Here is a 23,076-nt window from a genome sequence, read left to right on the forward strand (position 1 = left end):
TCCTCTGCTCAAATTTGAAATACAAAAGGCAACAACGCTAGGATTCTAGCAATTTTTATAGCATTCTTCAGTTTTCTTTGCTTTTTGGCACATACATTGGTAATCCTACTAGGCAACATTCTACCACCTTCTGATACAAATTTTATTAACAAATCAGGGTTCTTGTAATCAATTACTGGAGCATTTGGAATAGAAAGAGGACATCCCTTACGTTTTCTAAAAAACACTCTTTTATTACTTCTATCAACCATTCTAGTCATTGACTGAGAGTCAACAGCATCATTCTCAAACATTTTAATCTTTTCCAATTTTATTACTATTTAGTCTTTATTAATTGTTACATCAACTGTTTCTTCATGATCTGAACCTTTACTTCTTAGAATCGGCGAAGGTTCAGCACTTATTGAATCAACATTGATATTAACAAACCTAATAATATTTTCACTTAGCTTCATTTTCCTTTCCAGTTCATTTATTACCGAAAAGTCAGTTTTAAGCCCCATAAAAACATAATGTCCTTTTTTATTATTACCAATCTTATAGGCTAAACTTCTTAAACCCCAATATTCAGTTTTAATAACTTCACCGTTACTATCTTTAACAATTTTAGTAAAGTCATCGGTAATTTTATCTACATCAGCAAACGAAATATCTTGGCGTATGATAAAAACTGATTCGTAAAAAGCCATATATAAGAATCTCCAGCTATAAAATAAAGCCATTTATAACAATAAAAAATATTTAATTCAAGTGTTATCTTTATTATAGAGCATAATTAATAAATCACTAATACCTTTTGATTGCAAAAATATAACCGTTTTATATGGATTGTAAATAAATAATTAAATTAGTAGACTTATATTAATAAATATAGTAGAAATTTATTAATTAATTCGATAATATTGCACTTTAAAAAGTCAAATTAATATCATTATAATAAATTCACAATATATTTAACATTAGACTCTTGCATAACTGAACTATGCTCTTTTTAATTTAAAAAATTGACTCAGCAAAAACTTTGAGGATTTGCGTACTTCACATTACTTACATGTATGTCTAGCATGCTTATACCTTGTTTTATGCTCCAATCCCTCAATCATTTGGGTATACAGAGAAGAATTTAGTCATGCCTAAAGTCTTCATTTAATTAGTATTTAAAATGTTTGATAAATTACCACCTAGAGTTCTTATTATAGAATCAACTAAAAGCATTAACGTTTCTTTATCTAATGTCATAGAGAGAGCATGGTTTAATCTTGTTAAGGCTAACACAATAGAAAAAGCTATAGTTTCCTCTATTGCAAATCACCCTGACATAATTATTGTTGATTCGATGGTACAAGATAAAGTTGCTACAGAAATAGCAACTAAACTAAGAGAAATTAATGGTTTAGAGAAAGTACCAATAATTTTGTTGCTACATTCCGGAGAATCACCATCTAATTATACTTTGGAAGATAATAACTTTATTGTTTCTCTTACTAAACCATTCACTTCAGATCAGCTAATGATTTCAATAAGATCATTACTCCGACGATCTAATTTAATTCTACAAGATAAAGTTATAAAATATAAGGAAGTAAGTATGGATCTTACTACCTATAAAGTAACTAATAACGGCAGGATAATTCGTTTAGGACCAACAGAATTTAAGATTTTACAACTTTTTATCAAAGCACCTAAAGTAATATTTTCCCGTCAAGATATTGTAGACAAAGTGTGGGGCAGAGATACAGCTATTGATCTACGTACTATTGATGTACATATAAATAGAATAAGAACATCTCTAACAAATAAAAAATCTGAGGTATTTATAAAAACAATCCGTGCTATAGGATATTGCTTTGATTTGCCAAATTCTTAGAATTAAAGTAAAAAATTATCTATTTAATCTGAATTCGATATAAGAATTATTAATTCTTATATCGAATTCAGATTAATTTAGAATTTCCCAGTCGAACCGAATCCACCAGAACCTCTAGAGGTTTCATCTAACGAATTAACCTCATCCCATAATATCTGCTCATATCTAGCAATAACCATTTGAGCAATTTTCATGCCACGCTCAATTACAAAATCTTCTTTAGGATGATGATTAATTAAAATTACCTTTATCTCACCACGATAATCAGCATCAATTGTACCAGGTGAATTCAGCACGGTAACACCATGTTTTAGTGCCAAACCTGATCTTGGTCTGATTTGAGCTTCTAAATGACTAGGTAATGCTATACAAATTCCCGTGGGTACTAACTTTACTTCTTGTGGTTTTATAGTGATTGGTTCAATATTTGCTGCTACTAGATCCATACCAGCACTATGCTCAGTAGCATAACTGGGCAACAGATCTACAGCATGTTCTAATTTTTTAATTTTAATGTTCATAAATATAATATTTTTTTGATATGATATTGATCAGCTTGATTACTTAGACTCCAACTTTACTTAACCTTCTTACCATTAGCGTCATAAATTTCGATCTTTTCAAACTGATCTACTTCTTTATACGGATAAGTAACCCTAGCTGTAATATAACCTCGGTTATTAGATATAGCCCCTTCAACTGGAGTACCTGCCACTTCCCATACTCCAAGAGTCATAACATCAAGTACTCCATGCCCAACAGCTCTTAAATAATTCAAACCAGATTTTCTTGCCATAGCCCTATACTCCATATGTTTCCATATATTTTCCATTTTCTTCTTGATGACGATCAACAATTTCCATACCATGAGATAGAAAACAACCTTTCGTTTGGCATTTAGTTATATCTGATACTGAAATACCTTCATTAGAAGCAGCTTTGTAGACAGAGCAGCTAGATAAAATTAGCATTATAATAAAAAGAACAATATTAACTATATATTTACTAAACATTCATTACCCTAAAAATTAATAAATAGAACACTAACTTATCTTATAGTTATAGCAACTGAACTACTTATATTTCTACAATTTTCTTTAATACATCAACGGTTAGTAATTATACAACCTTGCTGATTGTCAGATAGTTTCTTACAAATCGCTTTAGCTTGGCTTATACTTTGGTAGTTACCTACTAATACTAAATAGAAAAAACTTCCTGTACTAGATTGTATCTTCTTAATATTTACTACCGTATTATTAAGAATTTTTGCATATTTTTTTTTGATTCTTTCTCCTTCTTGATTAGCTTCTAATTCAGATTTTACTGAGGCTAGTTGAATTTTATAACCACCTTGATTCGACTTATTTAACTGTGTTTCATCAATTTTGCGATGTGATTCAGTAACTTTTATGACATTTAAACCAGCTTTATTATTAGATGGTTGAACTATTGGAACAAATTTTTGCTCTATTAAATTCTCTTTTTGCACCAAGTCATTTCTTACTATATTAGGTAAAATTGTTTCTGTTCCTTCTTCATCTTTACTTAGTTTGTGTTTTTCATACTTAGCTTGATCAGTTTCTACTATACTAAATAAAATCGTGTCTATCGAGTCAAGTTCTTCATCACTTTCTGCTAGTTTTTGTTTAGCAATATTTAATGGCTTTTCCGGTTCAGGTTGTAATATTACAGGTTTGTTGGTCTTTTTTTGTTGTAAACTCTCATAAATTATATTATTTGCATTTGGTATTACTATCCCACCACTATCTTGTGGTTTAATTTTTGTAGGTGATGGATCAGGGTAAATTATTACTACTTGACCACTATTTCGGCTGTAATTAGTATAAACTAAATATGTAATACCACTAATTATTGAGAGAATAATTAATAAGAGTAAAGTGCGGTTAGTCATCAACTTACAAATTACAATACTTCATTACATTTTATTCATAGGTGTTACCCCTATAACATCAAAACCAACTTTTATAATCTTTTGAATAGATTTTGCTAAAGCAAGGCGAGCGGTGGTTAACTCTATATTATCTTCAATTAGAAACCGATAATCATTATTTTCCTTGCCAAAATTCCATAAAGCATGGAATTTTGAAGCTAAATTAATCAGATAAAAAGCTACTCTGTGGGGTTCAAAATATTTTGCCGAAATCTCTAAAACTTTTGACCATGAAGCAAGAAGTTTAATTATTTCTATTTCCTCTTCGCTAGAAAGCAACGACAAGTCATACTCATTCTCTAAGAATTTACCATATGCTTTTGGCATGGATTCTTTAGATTTTTCCAGTATAGATATTGTCCTAACATGAGCATATTGTACATAAAATACAGGATTGTCTTTTGATTGTTCTTTTACTTTTACTAGGTCGAAGTCAAGAGCAATATCATTCTTACGGGTTAGCATTATAAATCTTATTATATCTTTACCTACCTCATTTGTTACATCTCGTACACTAGTAAAATTACCGCTACGTTTTGACATTTTTATAGCGATACCGTTTTCAACAAAATTTACTAACTGGCAAATCTTAACATCAACTTTAACTTTTTCTCCACCAAAAGCTTTAACTATTGCCTCAATTCTTTTTACGTAGCCACAATGATCTGCACCTAGAATATAAACTAGATGATCAAAACCACGATCTATTTTATCCTTAGCATAAACTAAATCAGAGGCAAAATATGACCAACTACCGTCAGATTTTTCTATTGGTCTATCTTGATTATCACCAAAAGCCGTAGATTTAAACAATTTCTGAGTTCTTGAATCCCAAGATTCATCTATTTTACCTTTAGGAGGGGACAACTGCCCCTCATATATTAGTCCCATTTTAGTAAGCATTTGTACAACTTCATCAATCTTACCACTATCATGCAGTGACTTTTCCGAGAAGAATACCTCGTGTTCAATATCTAGCTCCTTTAAATCCTGCTTAATTATAGCTAACATTTCTTCTACTGCAAAATCCTTAACGAGTTCATGACGTTGCCTATCAGTCATTGTTAATAATTTATCACCAAATTTTTCCACCAACTTTTGTCCAATATCTACCAAATATTCTCCAGGATAAAGCCCTTCTGGTATTACGATCTCTTCTTTTGTTAATGCTTGTTTATAACGTAAAATAACTGAACTAGCTAAGTCATCCACTTGAGATCCGGCATCATTAAGGTAATATTCTTTGGTAACAATATAGCCAGTACTATCTAACACTTTGGCTAAAGCATCACCATAAACAGCACCTCTAGCATGACCAATATGCATAGGACCAGTTGGATTTGCAGATACATATTCAATATTAACCTTTTGATTATTACCAAAATTAATCTTAAAAAAATCCTCCTTATCCAGCAATATATCATTGATAGAGTTATGCCACATATCAGCTTTGATAGTAAAGTTAATAAATCCTGGACCAGCAACTTCTATAGACGCGATATATGGAAGAGGCGTTAATAGTTCTTTAAATCTAATAGCTAGTTCCTTAGGTTTAATATTTTGTTTTGCAGCGATAATCATAGCTATATTACTTGAAAGATCACCATTGAGATTATCTTTAGGAATTTCTATAGCCGCCAATTTTAACACATCTTCATTATCGCATATTTGTCTAGCTGCACTAATGATATCTTCACGTAATTTATTAAATATATTCATAAATCAAATATTATTAAAATTGAAGGAATAAAGATCTTGATATTCTTGAATAGCGAAGCGGTCAGTCATGCCAGCTATATAATCTGCTACTATATCAGCTTTGGATTTTACATCCCCTGGTACAATTAATTCCTTCCAACTAAATGGTAATAAATCAATATTATCCATATATACCCTAAATAACCCTTGTATAATATTTTGACACTTTAAAGTTATAGAAGTCAGTTTATTATGTTTATATACTTTATTATACAAGAATTGTCTAATTGCCGTTATATGTTCTTTTGTCTCGTCAGTAAAATCAACAATCTGATAATCAAGATGTCGTATATCAGCTGTTGTAGTTATTTTCTGTTTTTGTAAGTTATCATTTGTTTGTAGCAATAGATCGGTAATGAAATCACTCATCAATTTACGTACGATTTCATAAATAAGACGAGAAGTTGTTATATCCTTAAACTTGGACTTAATTTCAAAAGCATATTGATCAATAAATTTAATTTCTGCTAGATGATTAAAATCAATAATCTTAGCACCAACACTATCTTCCAAATCATGAGAAATATAACTAATATCATCAGCTAATGAAGCAATTTGAGCTTCAGCTGAGGAATAGTGAGCTAAGTCAAGATCATGTTGTAAATCATACTCTATTATATATTTAGGTATGTTATTTATTAAAGGACCATTATGTTTAACAATTCCTTCTAGCACTTCCCATGTCAAATTTAATCCATTATAAGCCGCATATCTTTTCTCTACTTTAGTAAGAATCTTGAATGAATGAGCATTATGGGAAAATCCACCATAATCTTCCATACATTTATTTAGTGCGATCTCCCCTGCATGACCAAAAGGAGTATGCCCAAGATCATGAGCAAGAGCTACAGTTTCAGCTAAATCACTTGATAAATTAAGGGTTTTAGCAATAGAACGTGCAACCGTAGAAACTTCAATCGAATGAGTAAGGCGATTTCGATAATGATCCCCTTCATGATTAATAAAAACCTGGGTTTTATATTGTAAACGTCTGAAAGCCTTTGAATGAATTATACGATCCCGATCTCGTTCAAATTCATTTCTATAAGATGTAGGATATTCATTAAACAATCTCCCCCTACTCTTGGCTGGATCTACTGCATATGAAGCAAGCATATATTAACTCCTATTTAATCTAAATTCGATGTAACAAGTTACATCGAATGATGAAAAAAGTTAAAATGCACCCGCGTCAACCGCTTCAAGAGTGCATTTTTCCTTATAACAAAGCCAGTATAGAATTACCTAGCAAGCTTTTCAAGGTTTTTAAATGAAACTCTTGCAAAATTAGGTTTTTAGGATTATTCTAATGGTCTTTAAATATAAGAACATGTCAATAAAAGTTACTGATAATGCTTTTAAAAGAGTAGATGAGCTAATAAAATTAGAAAGTAATCCAAGTTTGGTTCTTAGAGTAGTTGTTGATGGTGGAGGCTGTTCTGGATTTGTTTATAATTACGCTCTAGTTTCAAGCAATGACATAACAAAAGATGACTGTATTATAGAAAAAGATAATATTAAAGTAGTTATCGATGAAATATCTCAGCAGCTTATGGTTGATTGTATAATAGATTTTATCGAAGAATTAGGTAGTTCCTATTTTGAAATTAGAAACCCCCTTGCAAAAAATAAGTGTGGGTGTGGTAATTCATTCTCTGTATAACTGTATATACTCAATTAACCTGAAGAGTTGGCAAAAAAAATGATTAAAAGTTATAGTCATAGACTGTAAAAAGTAAGTCCTTCTCCTTGACTAACTTACTTGTCCCTAGTTATTAGGCAACAAATCTAATAGAATTTCCTACTAATAAAATAGCACACTGGTATAGATAACATATATATAAAGGCAATGGATGGTAACAAATACCATGGATATATAATAAGACTTATAATGATAACAGCGAATACCATCATCGCTAATGATAAATATTCGTGTTTTATATTAATATTTTTTGTTGAAAATGTTGGCAACCTACTAGCAAGTAAAAAAGCGATTAGCACAATATACAAACCTATCATAACGGTATGGATACGAACATTAATACCTAAAATACCACTCACTTCAAAATCTATAATCATGGGTACTAGAGCAAGTAAAGCACCGCAAGGTGCAGGTACACCAGTAGAAAAATATTCTAGTTTCTTATTATGTACCTTATGAAGAATAGCAGTATTAAACCTTGCAAGCCTTAATGCCATGCATACGATAAACAATAATATAGAACCCCATGAAAATACTTTATATTCATATTGCTGAAAAGACCATAAATATATAAGACCAGCCGGAACTATTCCAAAATTAGCAAAATCACATAATGAATCCAGTTCAGCACCAAACGGACTAGTAGCATTTAGCATTCTTGCTATCCTACCATCAATTCCATCTATTATAGCAGCAACTAAGGTGCAATATACAGCCCTTTCCCATAGACCATCCAACCCAAATTTAATGGCACTAATACCAACCACAAGACCCAATAAAGTGATAAAATTAGGAAGCAATTTTATAAACGGAATTGGTTTTGTTATTTTAACTTTGTGTATTTTAAGCAATTTATACCTATATACTTATATTAAAGCAGTAAGAATATTACCTTTTTTCAAACTTAAGTTCAGATGTTTTCTTGATCCTAAAATCAGCAATAATAGTTTCTCCACCAACTGAAGTCTGACCCTCAGTAACACAAAGTGCAGTTTTAAGTGGCAAATAGACGTCAGCTCTACTACCAAATCGGATGATACCATACCTATCACCAACTCTAACCTCAGTATCTTCTTCTAAATCACATAATATTCTTCTTGCTATTAATCCTGCTATTTGAACAAAAGCAATTTTATGACCACTATTTGTTTCCATTAAAACAGACTGACGTTCGTTATATATACTTGCCTTATCAAGAGAGGCATTGAAAAATTTTCCTGGATTATAATGTAGGGATAAAATCTTTCCATTAGCTGGAATACGATTTACATGAACATTAAAAATATTCAAAAAAATACTAACTCTAATCATTTCTTGATTACCAAGACCAAGTTCTAGAGGAGGAACTGCCTCAGTTATTTTTTGCACTGTTCCGTCTGCTGGACTGACTACTAGATCGTCACTAATAGGGGTAAATCGATTCGGATTCCTAAAAAAATATATACACCAAATCGTTATAACTAATCCTACATATCCAAAACTATTATGAACAGTAGAAAGTAAAAAAGCTACAACTGCAAAGCTTACGATAAATATGTAGCCTTCACGATGAATAATCTTCGAAAAATCACTATATTGCTTCATTCTCACTCTCTAATTTTGTTACGTTATCCCATTTACTTAAGGGTAATTTAAAAGTTGGTAGGGCTTACAATAGAAACATCAGGCTAGTGCTAACCTGATGTCATACTCTAAACGGGATATAAAGGTCAACCGATGATAAGTTTTGATAAAACTTATCGCACAATTTCCCATTGACCGTCTGGTCTACGACAAGCTTTCCCATAAACTTTTTCTTGCTTACCACCCACAACAGCTACCTGAGTATACTCACGGCAATACTGACCACTATCGTCTTTGAAAGCTTTGCTTGGTGTTACATACCCGTAATTACCACTATCTGGGTTACGCCACTCTACACTCTGACCACTAGGAGCAGCCTCTAATGCTTTCTGCGAACTTAGCTCTAGCAATTTCCTGTCATGTTCATCCATAGTCTGACCAATTTGACCACCGATAAATGCTCCAGCTAAAGCCCCTATACCAGTTGCTGCAAGTCGCCCTGTGCCTTTACCAAATTGCGATCCTAAAAGTCCACCAGCTACACCACCAATTAATGTTCCACCACCTTGTTTATTCATACCGGTACAGCCGTGTAACATTGTTGCTGCTAAAATAATTGCTATAATTTTGCATGTTAAATTCATAAAAACCATATGTTTAAGAGTTACGTTTTTGACACACCCTAGTGTTAGTATATACTATACACTAATATATACTAACACTAATACTTTTATACTATAAAATCGAAAATTTTATATGACTAATTCAGAACATCAAATTTTAATCAAGTCCTCATCTTATTTGTCTTTTAGTATAGCTGTATTCATTTTATTTATTAAATCTTATGCGTGGCTGGTAACTGATTCTCAGTCTATTCTAGCGTCTTTAATTGATACTATGCTTGATATTTCATCCTCTCTTTTTAATTTGATTGCTATTCGTTTTGCACTGCAGCCACCTGATTATCACCATAGATTTGGTCATGAAAAAATCCAAGATTTAGCAATTTTTTCACAAGCAGTATTCTTTGTTGTTTCGGGTTTATTTATGGGTTTTTCTTCTTTAAGGTCTCTTGTTGATGGATCAGTTCCAAGCAATATAGAATCTGGCATTAATATACTATATTTGTGCATTATCCTAACTGTTATTTTGGTGGCTTATCAAACTTATGTGATAAAAAAAACTAGTTCTGAAATAATCAAAGTAGATAAATTACATTATTTTACAGATTTACTAACAAATGTTGGTGTAATTGTTTCTATAAAATTAAGTACTCGTTTTTGGTTCATAGATTCATTATTTGGCATTGGTATTGCAATATATATAATATATGCCTCTTATGCTTTATTCAGAAAAGCTTTTAAAAATCTTATTGATGAAGAAATGCCTGAAGAAGATAGAAAAAAAATTCTCTCAATAATTACTAGATTTAAAGAAGTAAAAGGTATACACGAAATGAAGACTAGATATGCTGCAAGTAAGCCGTTTATACAATGTCACATAGAAATGGACGGAGATATGTCATTGTATAGTTCTCATTATATTAGTGATAAAATTTATATTGCATTGTTATTAGAGTTTCCAGGTGCAGAAATAATTATTCACCTAGATCCATATGGTTATGAGGAAAAAGTGAATTACCGTGAAAACATCAACCAAATTTAACAATTTCTTCATGGAGGAGGCTTTAAAACAAGCACAATTTGCTTTTAATGAAAATGAAATTCCGGTAGGTGCTATTATAGTTAATAGAATAAGTAACAAAGTTATTTCAAAGGCTCATAATATTGTTGAACAAACAAAGAATCCGCTACTCCATGCTGAAATTGTCGCGATAAATCAATCTTGTCAAATTCTATCTAGTAAGAATCTATCAGACTGTGATATGTATGTTACTTTAGAACCATGTACAATGTGTGCTGCTGCAATATCTTTTGCTAGGATAGGTAGATTATTTTATGCAGCAAACGACCCAAAACAGGGAGGAGTTGAGAATGGTGGGCGTTTCTTTAACAGTAAATCTTGTTTTTACCATCCTGAAATATATAGTGGTTTTTCAGCAGAAATTTCTGAGAATTTAATGAAGGAATTTTTTAAAAAAGTCAGATCACTGGAATAGACAGGATATACTTAAATGATTTGGAAAATTGGATTTGGAAATGAATGGTGAGCATGCTAGAGTGTATAAAGGACAATATCTGCAACCAATGGAGGTTATTAATGAAACTAGATAAAATTGAGAATATCATAGTCGTACCACTATATATTATTATATTAATGGTTACCATACCGGTATTAAGTGAGACTATTTATACTCCCTCACTTCCTGATTTAGCCAAGGATTTAGCAATTAGTGCTAATTTAGCTGAATACACACTTACTATTTATTTGTTCGGTTTTGCTATTGGTGTTTTAATATGGGGTAATTTATCTGATTGTTATGGGCGTAAGCCTTGCGTACTTACAGGATTTTTGATTTATGCTTTATCATGCTTCATTTGGGCACCGTCAAGTTAAGAGAAATGTAAATTAAGTATTGAGCAAATGTAGGGAATAATTTATGGATTATCAGTGACAATTGTTACCTAAATTTCAGTGCTATGTGTATTATTCAATCCCCAAAGAGACATCGTTTTCCAGTAATCATTATTAGCCATGCAGTATGGTTATATCATCGATTCAATAATAGTTACAGAGATGTACAAGAACAGATGGCCTATCGAGGTATTATTTTAAGTCATGAGACAGTAAGATTTTGGTGCAATAAATTTGCGGTTTATTTTCAAGATGTTATCAGAAAGCGAGAGAGGAAACCAACTGATAAATGGCATTTAGATGAGATGAATATTAAGATTAAAGGCGAGGTATTTATATTATGGAGAGCTGTTGACTCTGAGGGGCATGAATTAGAAGTATTACTGCAGAAGCGTCGTAACAAAAAATCAGCTATTCGTTTTTTATCAAAATTATTGGGTCATTATCCAGCTCCAAGAGTAATTGTTACTGATAAGCTCAGAAGTTACATTAAGCCGATTAAGCTTATGTGCCCTAAAACTGAGCATCGCACTCATAAAAGACTAAATAATCGTGTTGAGAATGCTCATCAACCAACTAGGCGCAACGAGAAGATATTAATTAAATTTAAGCATCCTAATTCAGCCCACTGTAAATTATCACTGATGGGAAAAGTCAGAAATATATTTGCCGTAAATGTTGGAAGATATAGTAAAACAGCAATTGAGCAAAGAATTGCATTTGCATCAGCTAAATCCATTTGGGACGAAGCCACTCAAAGACTTCTTGCTGCCTGAAATCTAAAAATATAGCTCTTTTTGATACTATTTTACTTAACTTGACGGTGCCTTCTTGACCACTCAGGATCAGAAGCATCTTGAGGTGTGAGAATCTCTCTTTCATTATAACCAGTCAAATCAATGGAATATATACGATTTTTACCTGCTGTTTTGTTTCTAGGAGGCCAGCCTTTAGCAAACATAATTATCCTACCATTGGGTGACCAGCATGGACTTTCCACTAGATATCCACTAGTTATAATTCTTTCAGTATTCTCACCATAGGCAAAGGCTTTCATGACCCCAATTGTAAAACCTTCACCTTGAGATATTTTTGTAAACGCTATGTAATCTCCTCTAGGCGACCAACTTGGTGCAGCATAAACTCCTCCACCAAAACTTATACGTTCAATATTTGAACCATCAGAATTCATAATATATAATTGTCTTGTTCCACTTCGATCAGAATTAAAAACTATTTTACTGCCATCAGGTGAATAGCTAGGAGAGGTATTAATACCAACACCATGGGTCAACTGCTTAGTCGCCATATTATTCAGATCAATTTCAAAAATATGCGTAGCTCCCTTTCTTGCTATCGACATTATAGCTTTGTTTCCTTGGGGTGAGAATCTTGGAGCAAAGGACATACCAGGAAAATTACCAACCAATCTTTCCTTACCTGTTTTAAGATCACGAACATAAACATGTGGTTTCTGCTTGTGAACATAGGATAAATACATGATTTTATCTGCTTGTGGTGAAAATCTTGGAGTAAGAACCAAATTTTTACCATCTGACAGATATTTATGATTAGCACCATCATGATCCATCATAGCTATTTTCTTTACTCGTTTTAGATAAGGTCCACTCTCTGACACATATACTATTTTTGTATCAAAATAACCTAAATCTCCAGTAATTTTCTCATAAATTTTATCAGCTATTTTATGTGCTACTCTACGCCATAAATGTGTTGCTATTTCAAAAACCTCACCTATAAGATCTTTTTCTAAGCTTGCATCCCATAATATAAAACTAACCTTTAGCTTACCAGAAGAGAGCTTTACAACTTCACCATTAATCAGAAGATTAGCATTAATGTGTCGCCAAGCAGCAAAAAGAGGCTTATGTTTTATCCCCACAATTTGTTCTATAAAAGAAGCAGTAGAAATTGGGTGGAACATGCCGGAAATCTTTAGATCATTAGATATTACACTAATTATATCAGCACCAATTACACTATTCGCACTATCATCTGCATCAAATTTATTAATGGCTATCGGTATTGGATCAACATGTCCTCGCTCTATAACTATAGTTTCTATGGCATAACTATTGAAGTTAGCAACTAACAACAGTATAACACAAAAATACCTGCCCACTAATACCACCTAGATCTTTTTTTAACAATATTTAACATCAATTTGTATTTAGGTCCTGTCGCCAAAAACAACCTAAATACAAATTGATATTAATATATAATAAAAGTTTGGTGGGCGATAGTGGGTTCGAACCACCGACCTTTACGATGTCAATGTAAAGGCTCGTTTCGCCCTACTTTTCTGCTTTTTTCTTATAAACTAATTTATAGCTCATAACTCTTTATATGCTAAGAGTTTTCCTTACTACCAAAAATTATAGCTTAACTGTAGTAGAGTTACAATAATTTGTCAATCTCTAAAAAATATTAGAAATTTTAAAATAGGATGTGGATAGGCACCGTCAAGTTAAGTAAAATAGTATCAAAAAGAGCTATATTTTTAGATTTCAGGCAGCAAGAAGTCTTTGAGTGGCTTCGTCCAAAATGGATTTAGCTGATGCAAATGCAATTCTTTGCTCAATTGCTGTTTTACTATATCTTCCAACATTTACGGCAAATATATTTCTGACTTTTCCCATCAGTGATAATTTACAGTGGGCTGAATTAGGATGCTTAAATTTAATTAATATCTTCTCGTTGCGCCTAGTTGGTTGATGAGCATTCTCAACACGATTATTTAGTCTTTTATGAGTGCGATGCTCAGTTTTAGGGCACATAAGCTTAATCGGCTTAATGTAACTTCTGAGCTTATCAGTAACAATTACTCTTGGAGCTGGATAATGACCCAATCATTTTGATAAAAAACGAATAGCTGATTTTTTGTTACGACGCTTCTGCAGTAATACTTCTAATTCATGCCCCTCAGAGTCAACAGCTCTCCATAATATAAATACTTCGCCTTTAATCTTAATATTCATCTCATCTAAATGCCATTTATCAGTTGGTTTCCTCTCTCGCTTTCTGATAACATCTTGAAAATAAACCGCAAATTTATTGCACCAAAATCTTACTGTCTCATGACTTAAAATAATACCTCGATAGGCCATCTGTTCTTGTACATCTCTGTAACTATTATTGAATCGATGATATAACCATACTGCATGGCTAATAATGCTTACTGGAAAACGATGTCTCTTTGGGGATTGAATAATACACATAGCACTGAAATTTAGGTAACAATTGTCACTGATAATCCATAAATTATTCCCTACATTTGCTCAATACTTAATTTACATTTCTCTTAACTTGACGGTGCCCATATACGAGTTAAGCTACCTTGTTGCCCAACTCTAGTTTCATCCTGAGACCATATATCAACTTTACATCTATCGATATTTTTGCTAATAATTTTGTTAACATGTCTGGAAAGTTTTTTTATATCTATTTTGAGTCTCTTGATTTGATTTTGGATGCATTGAACGAGAAGTAATCCAGCTAAAACCAAGGCGGTGCATAGTATTGTAGACTGTTTTTAAAGCACATTTAGCACCATATTCCTCAACTAACATGATATGTAGCTCTTTTCCAGTTATATACCCACCAGTTTTACTTTTACTGAGCGTATTGATTTTATCAAAAAGAGCAGATTCTTGTATAGTGTTAATCTTCCTAGGGGCACCGCTTCTTTGTGATTCAAATAATCCTTCAAAACCATGATTCCTAAATCTTCTGAGCGATGATTGCACAGTTTTCCAGTGTGACTTCACTATTTCAGATATGGCTTTAAAAGATTTGCCTAATTGAAGGTGATACATCGCCAATAAACGTATACGATTTCGACCATGCGGCTCATGTGTCATCATTTTTATAAAATCATGACCTTCAAAACCTTGCGGTAATATTAACCTAGCTATTTGAGTACCTATTTATCAGTTAAAAACCCATTTTTTAACACCGTGTTAATTATTGCAATTGGCATGAATTAGAAGTATTACTGCAGAAGCGTCGTAACAAAAAATCAGCTATTCGTTTTTTATCAAAATTATTGGGTCATTATCCAGCTCCAAGAGTAATTGTTACTGATAAGCTCAGAAGTTACATTAAGCCGATTAAGCTTATGTGCCCTAAAACTGAGCATCGCACTCATAAAAGACTAAATAATCGTGTTGAGAATGCTCATCAACCAACTAGGCGCAACGAGAAGATATTAATTAAATTTAAGCATCCTAATTCAGCCCACTGTAAATTATCACTGATGGGAAAAGTCAGAAATATATTTGCCGTAAATGTTGGAAGATATAGTAAAACAGCAATTGAGCAAAGAATTGCATTTGCATCAGCTAAATCCATTTGAGACGAAGCCACTCAAAGACTTCTTGCTGCCTGAAATCTAAAAATATAGCTCTTTTTGATACTATTTTACTTAACTTGACGGTGCCAACCATACTGCATGGCTAATAATGCTTACTGGAAAACGATGTCTCTTTGGGGATTGAATAATACACATAGCACTGAAATTTAGGTAACAATTGTCACTGATAATCTATAAATTATTCCCTACATTTGCTCAATACTTAATTTACATTTCTCTTAACTTGACGGTGCCCTATATACTGTAGTTCTATCTAGTTGTTTATCTTTTGATGCAATGTTAAACATTTTTACTTAATTTTCTTGTAAATTATACTATATTTTAGGTTATTAGAAAATAATTAATAATCAAAGAAATTAATTCCATCAATAATTTTCTTACGTTAGGTTATCTCAAAACTATGATTTTATAGTAATTGAGAAATGCACTACGGAATGTAGCACAATTGTAATGGATTTAGCAAAGAATATTTACTTTATTATCATTAGTTAACTTCAGTTTTGGATTAAAATTAAAAATTTTAATCCAAAACTGACTAGAATATTCAGAAAAATGCATTCTTGAAGCGGCTGACGAGAGTGCATTTTAACTTTTTTTATCATTCAAGTTGACCATTTTATAAAAAGAGTAAGACCTATGAATAATAATTTACTTGAATTAATATCAATTACACAAAGTTTTACAAAAGATGATCATAGTACGCAAAAGATACTAGATAATGTTACTCTAAAACTAAAACCTAATGAGATAGTTGCGATACTGGGAAAATCTGGATCTGGAAAATCAACATTACTAAGAATTATTGCAGGTTTTACAAAACCAGTTAAAGGTAAAGTAATACTAAATAAAAAACCTGCTTTTCGTGATCGTTGTGATATTAGTATGATTTTCCAAACATTTGCACTTTTTCCATGGTTGACTGTTTTTGAGAATGTTGAGCTAGGTTTAAAAAGTTTCAATATTTCTGAGTATGAATGTCGCAAACGTGCATTAGAGGCCATAGATATGATAGGACTTGATGGTTTTGAGTCAGCATATCCAAAAGAATTATCAGGTGGCATGAAGCAACGAGTAGGTTTTGCTAGAGCATTAGTTCTCAGACCAGAAATTTTACTTATGGATGAAGCTTTTTCCGCTCTTGATGTTCTAACTGCTAATACCTTAAAGAATGATTTTCTTGATCTGTGGAGTAGTGGAAAAACTCAAATGCAGTCGGTGGTATTGGTAACTCATTCGATTGAAGAAGCAGTAACTATGGCTGACAAAGTGTTAATACTTTCATCTAATCCTGGGCGTATTGTATCAGAATTAGCAATTACCCTCCCTCGTTTACGTGATGTTCAAAGTATGGAATTTCGTACTATGGTAGATAAAATTTATGCTCTCATGGTATCAGCCTATGAAAAACCACCTTTGCCTGTTAGTAATAAACAGAAAGCTATTGTTGGCAACATCGATCAAAAAATTCATTTGTCGGTCAATGAACTGATTGGTAGCATTGAGGCACTTTCTGCATCTCCATACAAAGGTTCCGCAAATTTATCAGAATTATCTAAGATTTTTCATATTAACAATATGGGGGAAATTTTACATATTGTTGGAGCTTTGCAAATATTAAATTTTGCTAATGTTACTTCTGAGAGTATAAAATTAAGTAAACATGGCAAGCTTTTTTTCACAAGTAGTTTAGAAGATAGAAAAAAAATGCTTGCTCAGCATTTACTTGACAATATTCCTCTTGCATCCTACATCTGTGAAATTTTACCTCAACGTTTAGATCATAAAGCACCTCTTTCGCGTTTTAAGACACAGCTTGAGGATACATTATCTAGTGAAGATGCCACTATAACTTTAAAGTCTATAATAGGTTTAGGAAGATATGCAGAAATCTTCTCCTATGATGATAATAAAAAGGTTTTTAGCTTAGATAATCCAACAGCTTGAAAGTCGAATTGTATATATCGTATAAGGTGATGTTATTGTATTACAATGGCACCGTCAAGTTAAGTAAAATAGTATCAAAAAGAGCTATATTTTTAGATTTCAGGCAGCAAGAAGTCTTTGAGTGGCTTCGTCCCAAATGGATTTAGCTGATGCAAATGCAATTCTTTGCTCAATTGCTGTTTTACTATATCTTCCAACATTTACGGCAAATATATTTCTAACTTTTCCCATCAGTGATAATTTACAGTGGGCTGAATTAGGATGCTTAAATTTAATTAATATCTTCTCGTTGCGCCTAGTTGGTTGATGAGCATTCTCAACACGATTATTTAGTCTTTTATGAGTGCGATGCTCAGTTTTAGGGCACATAAGCTTAATCGGCTTAATGTAACTTCTGAGCTTATCAGTAACAATTACTCTTGGAGCTGGATAATGACCCAATAATTTTGATAAAAAACGAATAGCTGATTTTTTGTTACGACGCTTCTGCAGTAATACTTCTAATTCATGCCCCTCAGAGTCAACAGCTCTCCATAATATAAATACCTCGCCTTTAATCTTAATATTCATCTCATCTAAATGCCATTTATCAGTTGGTTTCCTCTCTCGCTTTCTGATAACATCTTGAAAATAAACCGCAAATTTATTGCACCAAAATCTTACTGTCTCATGACTTAAAATAATACCTCGATAGGCCATCTGGGCACCGTCAAGTTAAGAGAAATGTAAATTAAGTATTGAGCAAATGTAGGGAATAATTTATGGATTATCAGTGACAATTGTTACCTAAATTTCAGTGCTATGTGTATTATTCAATCCCCAAAGAGACATCGTTTTCCAGTAATCATTATTAGCCATGCAGTATGGTTATATCATCGATTCAATAATAGTTACAGAGATGTACAAGAACAGATGGCCTATCGAGGTATTATTTTAAGTCATGAGACAGTAAGATTTTGGTGCAATAAATTTGCGGTTTATTTTCAAGATGTTATCAGAAAGCGAGAGAGGAAACCAACTGATAAATGGCATTTAGATGAGATGAATATTAAGATTCAAGTCGAGGTATTGATATTATGGAGAGCTGTTGACTCTGAGGGGCATGAATTAGAAGTATTACTGCAGAAGCGTCGTAACAAAAAATCAGCTATTCGTTTTTTATCAAAATTATTGGGTCATTATCCAGCTCCAAGAGTAATTGTTACTGATAAGCTCAGAAGTTACATTAAGCCGATTAAGCTTATGTGCCCTAAAACTGAGCATCGCACTCATAAAAGACTAAATAATCGTGTTGAGAATGCTCATCAACCAACTAGGCGCAACGAGAAGATATTAATTAAATTTAAGCATCCTAATTCAGCCCACTGTAAATTATCACTGATGGGAAAAGTCAGAAATATATTTGCCGTAAATGTTGGAAGATATAGTAAAACAGCAATTGAGCAAAGAATTGCATTTGCATCAGCTAAATCCATTTGGGACGAAGCCACTCAAAGACTTCTTGCTGCCTGAAATCTAAAAATATAGCTCTTTTTGATACTATTTTACTTAACTTGACGGTGCCGCTCATAATGTAGATTTAGTAAAATCAATTATGTATAGAGATTGGATAAATACACCGTGTTAATTATTGCAATTGGTATCATGCCCCTCAGAGTCAACAGCTCTCCATAATATAAATACCTCGCCTTTAATCTTAATATTCATCTCATCTAAATGCCATTTATCAGTTGGTTTCCTCTCTCGCTTTCTGATAACATCTTGAAAATAAACCGCAAATTTATTGCACCAAAATCTTACTGTCTCATGACTTAAAATAATACCTCGATAGGCCATCTGTTCTTGTACATCTCTGTAACTATTATTGAATCGATGATATAACCATACTGCATGGCTAATAATGCTTACTGGAAAACGATGTCTCTTTGGGGATTGAATAATACACATAGCACTGAAATTTAGGTAACAATTGTCACTGATAATCTATAAATTATTCCCTACACATTTGCTCAATACTTAATTTACATTTCTCTTAACTTGACGGTGTCCTTTTGAGGTAGGAGGGATAGTTGCTCAGGGTAATTTTAAAATTGGGCTGTTTTAAACAGCCCGGCTTTTCAATTGTTCTGTTGCTATCCACAAGCGGCTAGTTTCGAGAGAAGTCCAATGTTAAAAAAATACTAAAAAGATAAAATATCGAATAGGCAAATAGTTTTTTAGCTTGTTTATGATCTTTATCACTAAACAGAGAGGCAGCATAGTATAAAAAAATTAGCCCCAGTATAACTGCAGTTACTAAATATACAAGATTACTTATTCCTAAAAAAAAGGGCGTAAATGTAGTAATAACCATAATGATACTATAGGTAAGAATTTGCTTTTTAGTATAATATTCTCCCTTTACCACTGGCATCATCGGGACACCACAATCTTTGTAGTCTTCTGAGCGAAAGATTGCTAATGCCCACGAGTGTGGAGGTGTCCAGGTTAGAATAATCATAAATAAAGAAAAGGAGAAAAGTGAAATCTCATTAGTTACTGTTGCCCAGCCAATCATAGGAGGCAATGCACCTGCAACCCCTCCAATAACTATATTTTGCATTGTTGAACGTTTTAGCCACATGGTATAAATGAAGACATAATACAATATGGTTATTAGTAACAATAAAGCAGATAGTAGATTAACACAAAGTCCCATCAAAAAAACTGAGAAGAACCCTACAACCACGCCAAAAGCTAAAGCGTCCTGTGGTTCTATAACCCCAATAACTAGAGGTCTATTTTGTGTACGTTTCATTATCGCATCAATATCCCTATCATACCACATGTTAATAGCGGCACTACTACCAGCTCCAAGTGTAATACAAAGCATAGCGATGCAAGCTATAAATGGATGGATGGGGTATGGAGCAAGCCATAGACCAGAAAAGCTGGTAAATACAACAAGTGCCATAACTCTTGGTTTCATCAGTAGAACATAGTCCATAACTGAACTATTATTATACCTTTTTTTAATAGTATTCATGCCTATCTTGGCAAAAGAATTATTAATATAATTAGAGGAATTATTCATATATTTTCATCTTAAGAAAATTTATTATTTCTAGGGAATCCACTAGGAGGGATTTTACCAACCGAACCTCGTCGTCCAAGAAATGGTAAAAGATCTTTCTCTACCCTAATCTTTTCTCCTACTTTCCAGCTTAGTCCTAAACTACTATCAAATATCTTGACATCCATAAGTTTAGCATTTTTGAACTTTTGTAGAATTACCCCTTGTCCTCGTTTCATTATTGGTATTTCGTCTAGTTTAAATACTAGTAATTTCCGGTTCTCACCTATACAAGCTATACAATCACCTTCTACCGACACACAAGCAATACAGGCATGATTTGCAGGAATTTGCATAATTTGCTTACCGAGTTTAGTTTGTGCTACTACCTCATCTGAATCAATGATAAAGCCTTTGCCAATACTACTTGCCAATAAAAGTTTTTGGGTAGTCTTATAGACCAACATGCTTACTATTTCTTCATTACCTATATCTATCATCAATTTTATAGATTCTCCATTGCCTTTGCCTTTAAATATATTATCGGCTAGGATAGTGAAAAAACGCCCCGCTGCACTTAATATAAGAATTTTGTCAGTAGTATAGCCTTCTAGAATAAAACTTTCTGCGTCTCCTTCCTTATATTTAACAGTTGATAAATCGTTATTATGACCTTTTAAAGAGCGAATCCACCCCATTTTGGAACAAATTATGGTGATAGGTTCTTTGGTTATAAAAGCTGAAATATCAACAATCTGAGCAACAATACTAGCTTCTTCAAAACTAGTTCGGCGTAACCCCAATTGAGTGCTAAAACCAAACTTTGTTTGCACCATTTTAACTTCTTTCTTAACTATCTTTTTTAATTCACTCGGATCTTGTAGAATTTTCTGTAAATTCGCATGTTCTTTTTCGAGTAGATTATGCTCGTTAATCATTTCTTGTTCTTCCAATTTTCTTAAAGATCGCAATCTTGTATTAAGAATTGCTTCAACTTGCACATCAGTTAAAGCAAACTTAGCTATCATTACTTGTTTAGGTTCATCTTCTTCACGAATAATTTTAATTATTTCATCCAAATTTAAGTAAGCTATTCTTAGACCTTGGAGAACTTCCAACCTATGTTCAATTTTGCCAATAAGAAATTTAGATCTGCGAGTAATAATATTTTGTCGGTGTAATAAAAACTCCTGCAATATTTCCAGTATATTAGCTACTTTAGGAATATTATTTGAACCTATAACATTCATATTAAGTTGAATTCTATTTTCTAGAACTGTTAATTTGAACAATGACTCCATAATAACATTAGGATCACAATTACGATCTCTGGGTTCAATAATTAACCTTATATCTTCTGTCGATTCATCCCTGATATTACCTATTAAAGGAATTTTTTTGTCTTTTAACAGTACAGCTATTTGTTCGATAAGTTTAGATTTTTGTACTTGATAAGGTATTTCAGTAATTACTATCTGATATAAACCATAACTTAGGTCTTCCTTTGCCCATCTTGCTCTTACTCTAAAGCTACCACGCCCTACGCTATAGGCTAGGCGGATTGAATCTATTCTATCAATAATTATTCCACCGGTTGGAAAGTCAGGACCTTTGACAAATTGCAAAATATCGTTAACATTTGATTGAGGATGGTCAATTAAATATATTAGTGCATCACATAATTCATGTAAATTATGTGGTGGTATACTGGTTGCCATTCCAACTGCTATACCTTCTGAACCATTAGCCAGTAAATTAGGAAACATAGCAGGCATAATGACTGGTTCGGTATCGGAATCATCATAGGTAGCACGAAAATCGACAGTATCTTGATCTATATCTGACATTAATAAGGTACAAATTTCTGTCATTCTTGATTCTGTATAACGCATAGCTGCTGCGTTATCGCCATCAATAGAACCAAAATTTCCTTGTCCATCAATTAGTGGATATCTAAGAGAAAAATTTTGTGCAAGACGTACTAATGTATCATACAGTGCAACGTCACTATGTGGGTGATATTTACCCATTACATCACCGACAACTCTTGCACATTTCTTATGGGCAGAGGTCGGTTCTAACTTTAGTTGGAGCATGCCATACAATAATCTGCGATGCACTGGTTTTAACCCATCACGAACGTCTGGCAAGGATCTTGACATAATTGTTGATAAGGCATAAGAGAGGTAACGCTCTGATAATGCATTACCAAAGTCTATATTTTCTATTTTAGCATCATCTATCATACAAAACTGTTTCTTATATTTATTCTGTGTTTAGTATAATATCCTAAATATATGCTAGCACT

General features: G+C 32.7%; 27 protein-coding genes and 1 pseudogene. 9 read left to right on the plus strand and 19 right to left on the minus strand.

Annotation, left to right across the window (positions count from 1 at the left end; all coding sequences use genetic code 11):
- Positions 1-8: 8 nt before the first annotated feature.
- Positions 9-293, minus strand: coding sequence for a 30S ribosomal protein S18 (gene rpsR, locus ACFE3K_RS06755; RefSeq protein WP_341748426.1), 285 nt, complete (start codon positions 291-293; stop codon positions 9-11).
- Between the two features lie 27 nt (positions 294-320).
- Positions 321-689 (minus strand): 30S ribosomal protein S6, encoded by a 369-nt coding sequence (rpsF, locus tag ACFE3K_RS06760; RefSeq protein ID WP_375358744.1) that lies wholly within the window; start codon positions 687-689, stop codon positions 321-323.
- 473 nt (positions 690-1,162) lie between these two features.
- On the opposite strand from rpsF, the gene ACFE3K_RS06765 reads away from it, so the two are divergent.
- A complete protein-coding gene (locus ACFE3K_RS06765) occupies positions 1,163-1,867 on the plus strand; it encodes a winged helix-turn-helix domain-containing protein (RefSeq protein ID WP_375358745.1) in 705 nt (234 codons plus the stop codon).
- Between the two features lie 77 nt (positions 1,868-1,944).
- On the opposite strand, the gene dut is transcribed toward ACFE3K_RS06765, so the two are convergent.
- The 6 genes from dut to ACFE3K_RS06795 form a co-directional block, all read right to left on the minus strand.
- A complete protein-coding gene (gene dut, locus ACFE3K_RS06770; RefSeq protein WP_375358746.1) occupies positions 1,945-2,388 on the minus strand; it encodes a dUTP diphosphatase in 444 nt (147 codons plus the stop codon).
- A gap of 56 nt (positions 2,389-2,444) precedes the next feature.
- Positions 2,445-2,663, minus strand: a complete 219-nt coding sequence (locus tag ACFE3K_RS06775; RefSeq protein ID WP_375358747.1) for a hypothetical protein — start codon at positions 2,661-2,663, stop codon at positions 2,445-2,447.
- A gap of 4 nt (positions 2,664-2,667) precedes the next feature.
- Positions 2,668-2,880 (minus strand): hypothetical protein, encoded by a 213-nt coding sequence (locus tag ACFE3K_RS06780; protein WP_375358748.1) that lies wholly within the window; start codon positions 2,878-2,880, stop codon positions 2,668-2,670.
- Positions 2,881-2,972: 92 nt separating this feature from the next.
- Positions 2,973-3,782 carry an SPOR domain-containing protein gene (locus tag ACFE3K_RS06785; RefSeq protein WP_342267464.1) on the minus strand — a complete coding sequence of 270 codons (810 nt, stop codon included), beginning with the start codon at positions 3,780-3,782 and terminating at the stop codon, positions 2,973-2,975.
- Between the two features lie 24 nt (positions 3,783-3,806).
- Positions 3,807-5,540 carry an arginine--tRNA ligase gene (gene argS, locus ACFE3K_RS06790; protein ID WP_375358749.1) on the minus strand — a complete coding sequence of 578 codons (1,734 nt, stop codon included), beginning with the start codon at positions 5,538-5,540 and terminating at the stop codon, positions 3,807-3,809.
- A gap of 3 nt (positions 5,541-5,543) precedes the next feature.
- Positions 5,544-6,695 carry a deoxyguanosinetriphosphate triphosphohydrolase gene (locus ACFE3K_RS06795; protein ID WP_375358750.1) on the minus strand — a complete coding sequence of 384 codons (1,152 nt, stop codon included), beginning with the start codon at positions 6,693-6,695 and terminating at the stop codon, positions 5,544-5,546.
- Positions 6,696-6,909: 214 nt separating this feature from the next.
- Here ACFE3K_RS06795 and ACFE3K_RS06800 point away from each other — a divergent pair, with 214 nt between their 5' ends.
- Positions 6,910-7,242, plus strand: a complete 333-nt coding sequence (locus ACFE3K_RS06800; protein WP_341751578.1) for a HesB/IscA family protein — start codon at positions 6,910-6,912, stop codon at positions 7,240-7,242.
- Positions 7,243-7,367: 125 nt separating this feature from the next.
- On the opposite strand, the gene ACFE3K_RS06805 is transcribed toward ACFE3K_RS06800, so the two are convergent.
- The 3 genes from ACFE3K_RS06805 to ACFE3K_RS06815 all read right to left on the minus strand — a co-directional run bounded on the left by ACFE3K_RS06805 (position 7,368) and on the right by ACFE3K_RS06815 (position 9,488).
- Complete coding sequence (locus ACFE3K_RS06805; protein WP_375358751.1) at positions 7,368-8,132, minus strand: CDP-alcohol phosphatidyltransferase family protein; 765 nt, start codon at positions 8,130-8,132, stop codon at positions 7,368-7,370.
- Positions 8,133-8,169: 37 nt separating this feature from the next.
- On the minus strand, positions 8,170-8,865 hold the full coding sequence (locus ACFE3K_RS06810) for a phosphatidylserine decarboxylase (RefSeq protein WP_375358752.1): 696 nt from the start codon (positions 8,863-8,865) through the stop codon (positions 8,170-8,172).
- Between the two features lie 152 nt (positions 8,866-9,017).
- Positions 9,018-9,488, minus strand: coding sequence for an RT0821/Lpp0805 family surface protein (locus ACFE3K_RS06815; protein WP_342259652.1), 471 nt, complete (start codon positions 9,486-9,488; stop codon positions 9,018-9,020).
- 112 nt (positions 9,489-9,600) lie between these two features.
- Between ACFE3K_RS06815 and ACFE3K_RS06820 the strand changes: the two genes are divergently transcribed.
- The 4 genes from ACFE3K_RS06820 (at position 9,601) to ACFE3K_RS06835 (ending at position 12,155) form a co-directional block, all read left to right on the plus strand.
- Positions 9,601-10,509 carry a cation diffusion facilitator family transporter gene (locus tag ACFE3K_RS06820; protein ID WP_341748138.1) on the plus strand — a complete coding sequence of 303 codons (909 nt, stop codon included), beginning with the start codon at positions 9,601-9,603 and terminating at the stop codon, positions 10,507-10,509.
- A 10-nt stretch (positions 10,510-10,519) separates the two neighbouring features.
- A complete protein-coding gene (locus tag ACFE3K_RS06825; RefSeq protein ID WP_341756040.1) occupies positions 10,520-10,963 on the plus strand; it encodes a nucleoside deaminase in 444 nt (147 codons plus the stop codon).
- 101 nt (positions 10,964-11,064) lie between these two features.
- The gene (locus ACFE3K_RS06830) at positions 11,065-11,361 is read left to right on the plus strand and encodes an MFS transporter (protein ID WP_375358753.1); all 297 of its coding nucleotides are present in this window, start codon (positions 11,065-11,067) and stop codon (positions 11,359-11,361) included.
- Between the two features lie 83 nt (positions 11,362-11,444).
- On the plus strand, positions 11,445-12,155 hold the full coding sequence (locus ACFE3K_RS06835; protein ID WP_375358457.1) for an IS6 family transposase: 711 nt from the start codon (positions 11,445-11,447) through the stop codon (positions 12,153-12,155).
- A 32-nt stretch (positions 12,156-12,187) separates the two neighbouring features.
- On the opposite strand, the gene tolB is transcribed toward ACFE3K_RS06835, so the two are convergent.
- From tolB to ACFE3K_RS06855, 4 genes and pseudogenes are all read right to left on the minus strand, one after another.
- The gene (gene tolB, locus ACFE3K_RS06840) at positions 12,188-13,522 is read right to left on the minus strand and encodes a Tol-Pal system beta propeller repeat protein TolB (protein ID WP_375358754.1); all 1,335 of its coding nucleotides are present in this window, start codon (positions 13,520-13,522) and stop codon (positions 12,188-12,190) included.
- A 385-nt stretch (positions 13,523-13,907) separates the two neighbouring features.
- Positions 13,908-14,618, minus strand: a pseudogene (locus ACFE3K_RS06845) (IS6 family transposase).
- An 83-nt stretch (positions 14,619-14,701) separates the two neighbouring features.
- Positions 14,702-14,905: a hypothetical protein gene (locus ACFE3K_RS06850; protein WP_375358755.1), complete on the minus strand. Its 204-nt coding sequence runs from the start codon at positions 14,903-14,905 to the stop codon at positions 14,702-14,704.
- A complete protein-coding gene (locus ACFE3K_RS06855; RefSeq protein WP_375358756.1) occupies positions 14,814-15,263 on the minus strand; it encodes a helix-turn-helix domain-containing protein in 450 nt (149 codons plus the stop codon). Before ACFE3K_RS06855 ends, ACFE3K_RS06850 begins: the two co-directional genes overlap by 92 nt.
- A gap of 131 nt (positions 15,264-15,394) precedes the next feature.
- Between ACFE3K_RS06855 and ACFE3K_RS06860 the strand changes: the two genes are divergently transcribed.
- Entirely contained in the window at positions 15,395-15,754 is a 360-nt protein-coding gene (locus ACFE3K_RS06860) for a DDE-type integrase/transposase/recombinase (RefSeq protein WP_375359510.1), read from the plus strand.
- Between the two features lie 654 nt (positions 15,755-16,408).
- Complete coding sequence (locus ACFE3K_RS06865; protein WP_375358757.1) at positions 16,409-17,716, plus strand: nitrate/sulfonate/bicarbonate ABC transporter ATP-binding protein; 1,308 nt, start codon at positions 16,409-16,411, stop codon at positions 17,714-17,716.
- 99 nt (positions 17,717-17,815) lie between these two features.
- Here ACFE3K_RS06865 and ACFE3K_RS06870 read toward each other — a convergent pair whose 3' ends face one another.
- A complete protein-coding gene (locus ACFE3K_RS06870; protein ID WP_375358758.1) occupies positions 17,816-18,415 on the minus strand; it encodes an IS6 family transposase in 600 nt (199 codons plus the stop codon).
- A gap of 102 nt (positions 18,416-18,517) precedes the next feature.
- Between ACFE3K_RS06870 and ACFE3K_RS06875 the strand changes: the two genes are divergently transcribed.
- Positions 18,518-19,228, plus strand: coding sequence for an IS6 family transposase (locus tag ACFE3K_RS06875; RefSeq protein WP_375358336.1), 711 nt, complete (start codon positions 18,518-18,520; stop codon positions 19,226-19,228).
- A 111-nt stretch (positions 19,229-19,339) separates the two neighbouring features.
- On the opposite strand, the gene ACFE3K_RS06880 is transcribed toward ACFE3K_RS06875, so the two are convergent.
- From ACFE3K_RS06880 to parC, 3 genes are all read right to left on the minus strand, one after another.
- Positions 19,340-19,663 (minus strand): transposase, encoded by a 324-nt coding sequence (locus tag ACFE3K_RS06880; protein ID WP_375358759.1) that lies wholly within the window; start codon positions 19,661-19,663, stop codon positions 19,340-19,342.
- 199 nt (positions 19,664-19,862) lie between these two features.
- On the minus strand, positions 19,863-20,741 hold the full coding sequence (gene cyoE / locus ACFE3K_RS06885) for a heme o synthase (RefSeq protein ID WP_375359511.1): 879 nt from the start codon (positions 20,739-20,741) through the stop codon (positions 19,863-19,865).
- Positions 20,742-20,800: 59 nt separating this feature from the next.
- On the minus strand, positions 20,801-23,011 hold the full coding sequence (gene parC, locus ACFE3K_RS06890; protein ID WP_375359512.1) for a DNA topoisomerase IV subunit A: 2,211 nt from the start codon (positions 23,009-23,011) through the stop codon (positions 20,801-20,803).
- Positions 23,012-23,076: the final 65 nt, after the last annotated feature.

The sequence above is a fragment of the Candidatus Tisiphia endosymbiont of Neophilaenus lineatus genome (assembly GCF_964264975.1).
GTDB lineage: Bacteria > Pseudomonadota > Alphaproteobacteria > Rickettsiales > Rickettsiaceae > Tisiphia.

Excerpts from the sequence above, each read along its gene's own strand:
- argS (WP_375358749.1), bottom strand. The coding sequence starts at position 5,540 with ATGAATATATTTAATAAATTACGTGAAGATATCATTAGTGCAGCTAGA.
- ACFE3K_RS06780 (WP_375358748.1), bottom strand. The coding sequence starts at position 2,880 with ATGTTTAGTAAATATATAGTTAATATTGTTCTTTTTATTATAATGCTA.
- ACFE3K_RS06855 (WP_375358756.1), bottom strand. The coding sequence starts at position 15,263 with ATGATGACACATGAGCCGCATGGTCGAAATCGTATACGTTTATTGGCG.
- ACFE3K_RS06795 (WP_375358750.1), bottom strand. The coding sequence starts at position 6,695 with ATGCTTGCTTCATATGCAGTAGATCCAGCCAAGAGTAGGGGGAGATTG.
- ACFE3K_RS06825 (WP_341756040.1), top strand. The coding sequence starts at position 10,520 with ATGGAGGAGGCTTTAAAACAAGCACAATTTGCTTTTAATGAAAATGAA.
- ACFE3K_RS06800 (WP_341751578.1), top strand. The coding sequence starts at position 6,910 with ATGTCAATAAAAGTTACTGATAATGCTTTTAAAAGAGTAGATGAGCTA.
- cyoE (WP_375359511.1), bottom strand. The coding sequence starts at position 20,741 with ATGAATACTATTAAAAAAAGGTATAATAATAGTTCAGTTATGGACTAT.
- ACFE3K_RS06785 (WP_342267464.1), bottom strand. The coding sequence starts at position 3,782 with ATGACTAACCGCACTTTACTCTTATTAATTATTCTCTCAATAATTAGT.
- ACFE3K_RS06875 (WP_375358336.1), top strand. The coding sequence starts at position 18,518 with ATGTGTATTATTCAATCCCCAAAGAGACATCGTTTTCCAGTAATCATT.
- ACFE3K_RS06865 (WP_375358757.1), top strand. The coding sequence starts at position 16,409 with ATGAATAATAATTTACTTGAATTAATATCAATTACACAAAGTTTTACA.
- ACFE3K_RS06880 (WP_375358759.1), bottom strand. The coding sequence starts at position 19,663 with ATGTGTATTATTCAATCCCCAAAGAGACATCGTTTTCCAGTAAGCATT.
- rpsF (WP_375358744.1), bottom strand. The coding sequence starts at position 689 with ATGGCTTTTTACGAATCAGTTTTTATCATACGCCAAGATATTTCGTTT.
- ACFE3K_RS06815 (WP_342259652.1), bottom strand. The coding sequence starts at position 9,488 with ATGAATTTAACATGCAAAATTATAGCAATTATTTTAGCAGCAACAATG.
- ACFE3K_RS06765 (WP_375358745.1), top strand. The coding sequence starts at position 1,163 with ATGTTTGATAAATTACCACCTAGAGTTCTTATTATAGAATCAACTAAA.
- ACFE3K_RS06820 (WP_341748138.1), top strand. The coding sequence starts at position 9,601 with ATGACTAATTCAGAACATCAAATTTTAATCAAGTCCTCATCTTATTTG.
- ACFE3K_RS06870 (WP_375358758.1), bottom strand. The coding sequence starts at position 18,415 with ATGGCCTATCGAGGTATTATTTTAAGTCATGAGACAGTAAGATTTTGG.
- ACFE3K_RS06810 (WP_375358752.1), bottom strand. The coding sequence starts at position 8,865 with ATGAAGCAATATAGTGATTTTTCGAAGATTATTCATCGTGAAGGCTAC.
- ACFE3K_RS06775 (WP_375358747.1), bottom strand. The coding sequence starts at position 2,663 with ATGGCAAGAAAATCTGGTTTGAATTATTTAAGAGCTGTTGGGCATGGA.
- rpsR (WP_341748426.1), bottom strand. The coding sequence starts at position 293 with ATGTTTGAGAATGATGCTGTTGACTCTCAGTCAATGACTAGAATGGTT.
- dut (WP_375358746.1), bottom strand. The coding sequence starts at position 2,388 with ATGAACATTAAAATTAAAAAATTAGAACATGCTGTAGATCTGTTGCCC.
- ACFE3K_RS06830 (WP_375358753.1), top strand. The coding sequence starts at position 11,065 with ATGAAACTAGATAAAATTGAGAATATCATAGTCGTACCACTATATATT.
- ACFE3K_RS06835 (WP_375358457.1), top strand. The coding sequence starts at position 11,445 with ATGTGTATTATTCAATCCCCAAAGAGACATCGTTTTCCAGTAATCATT.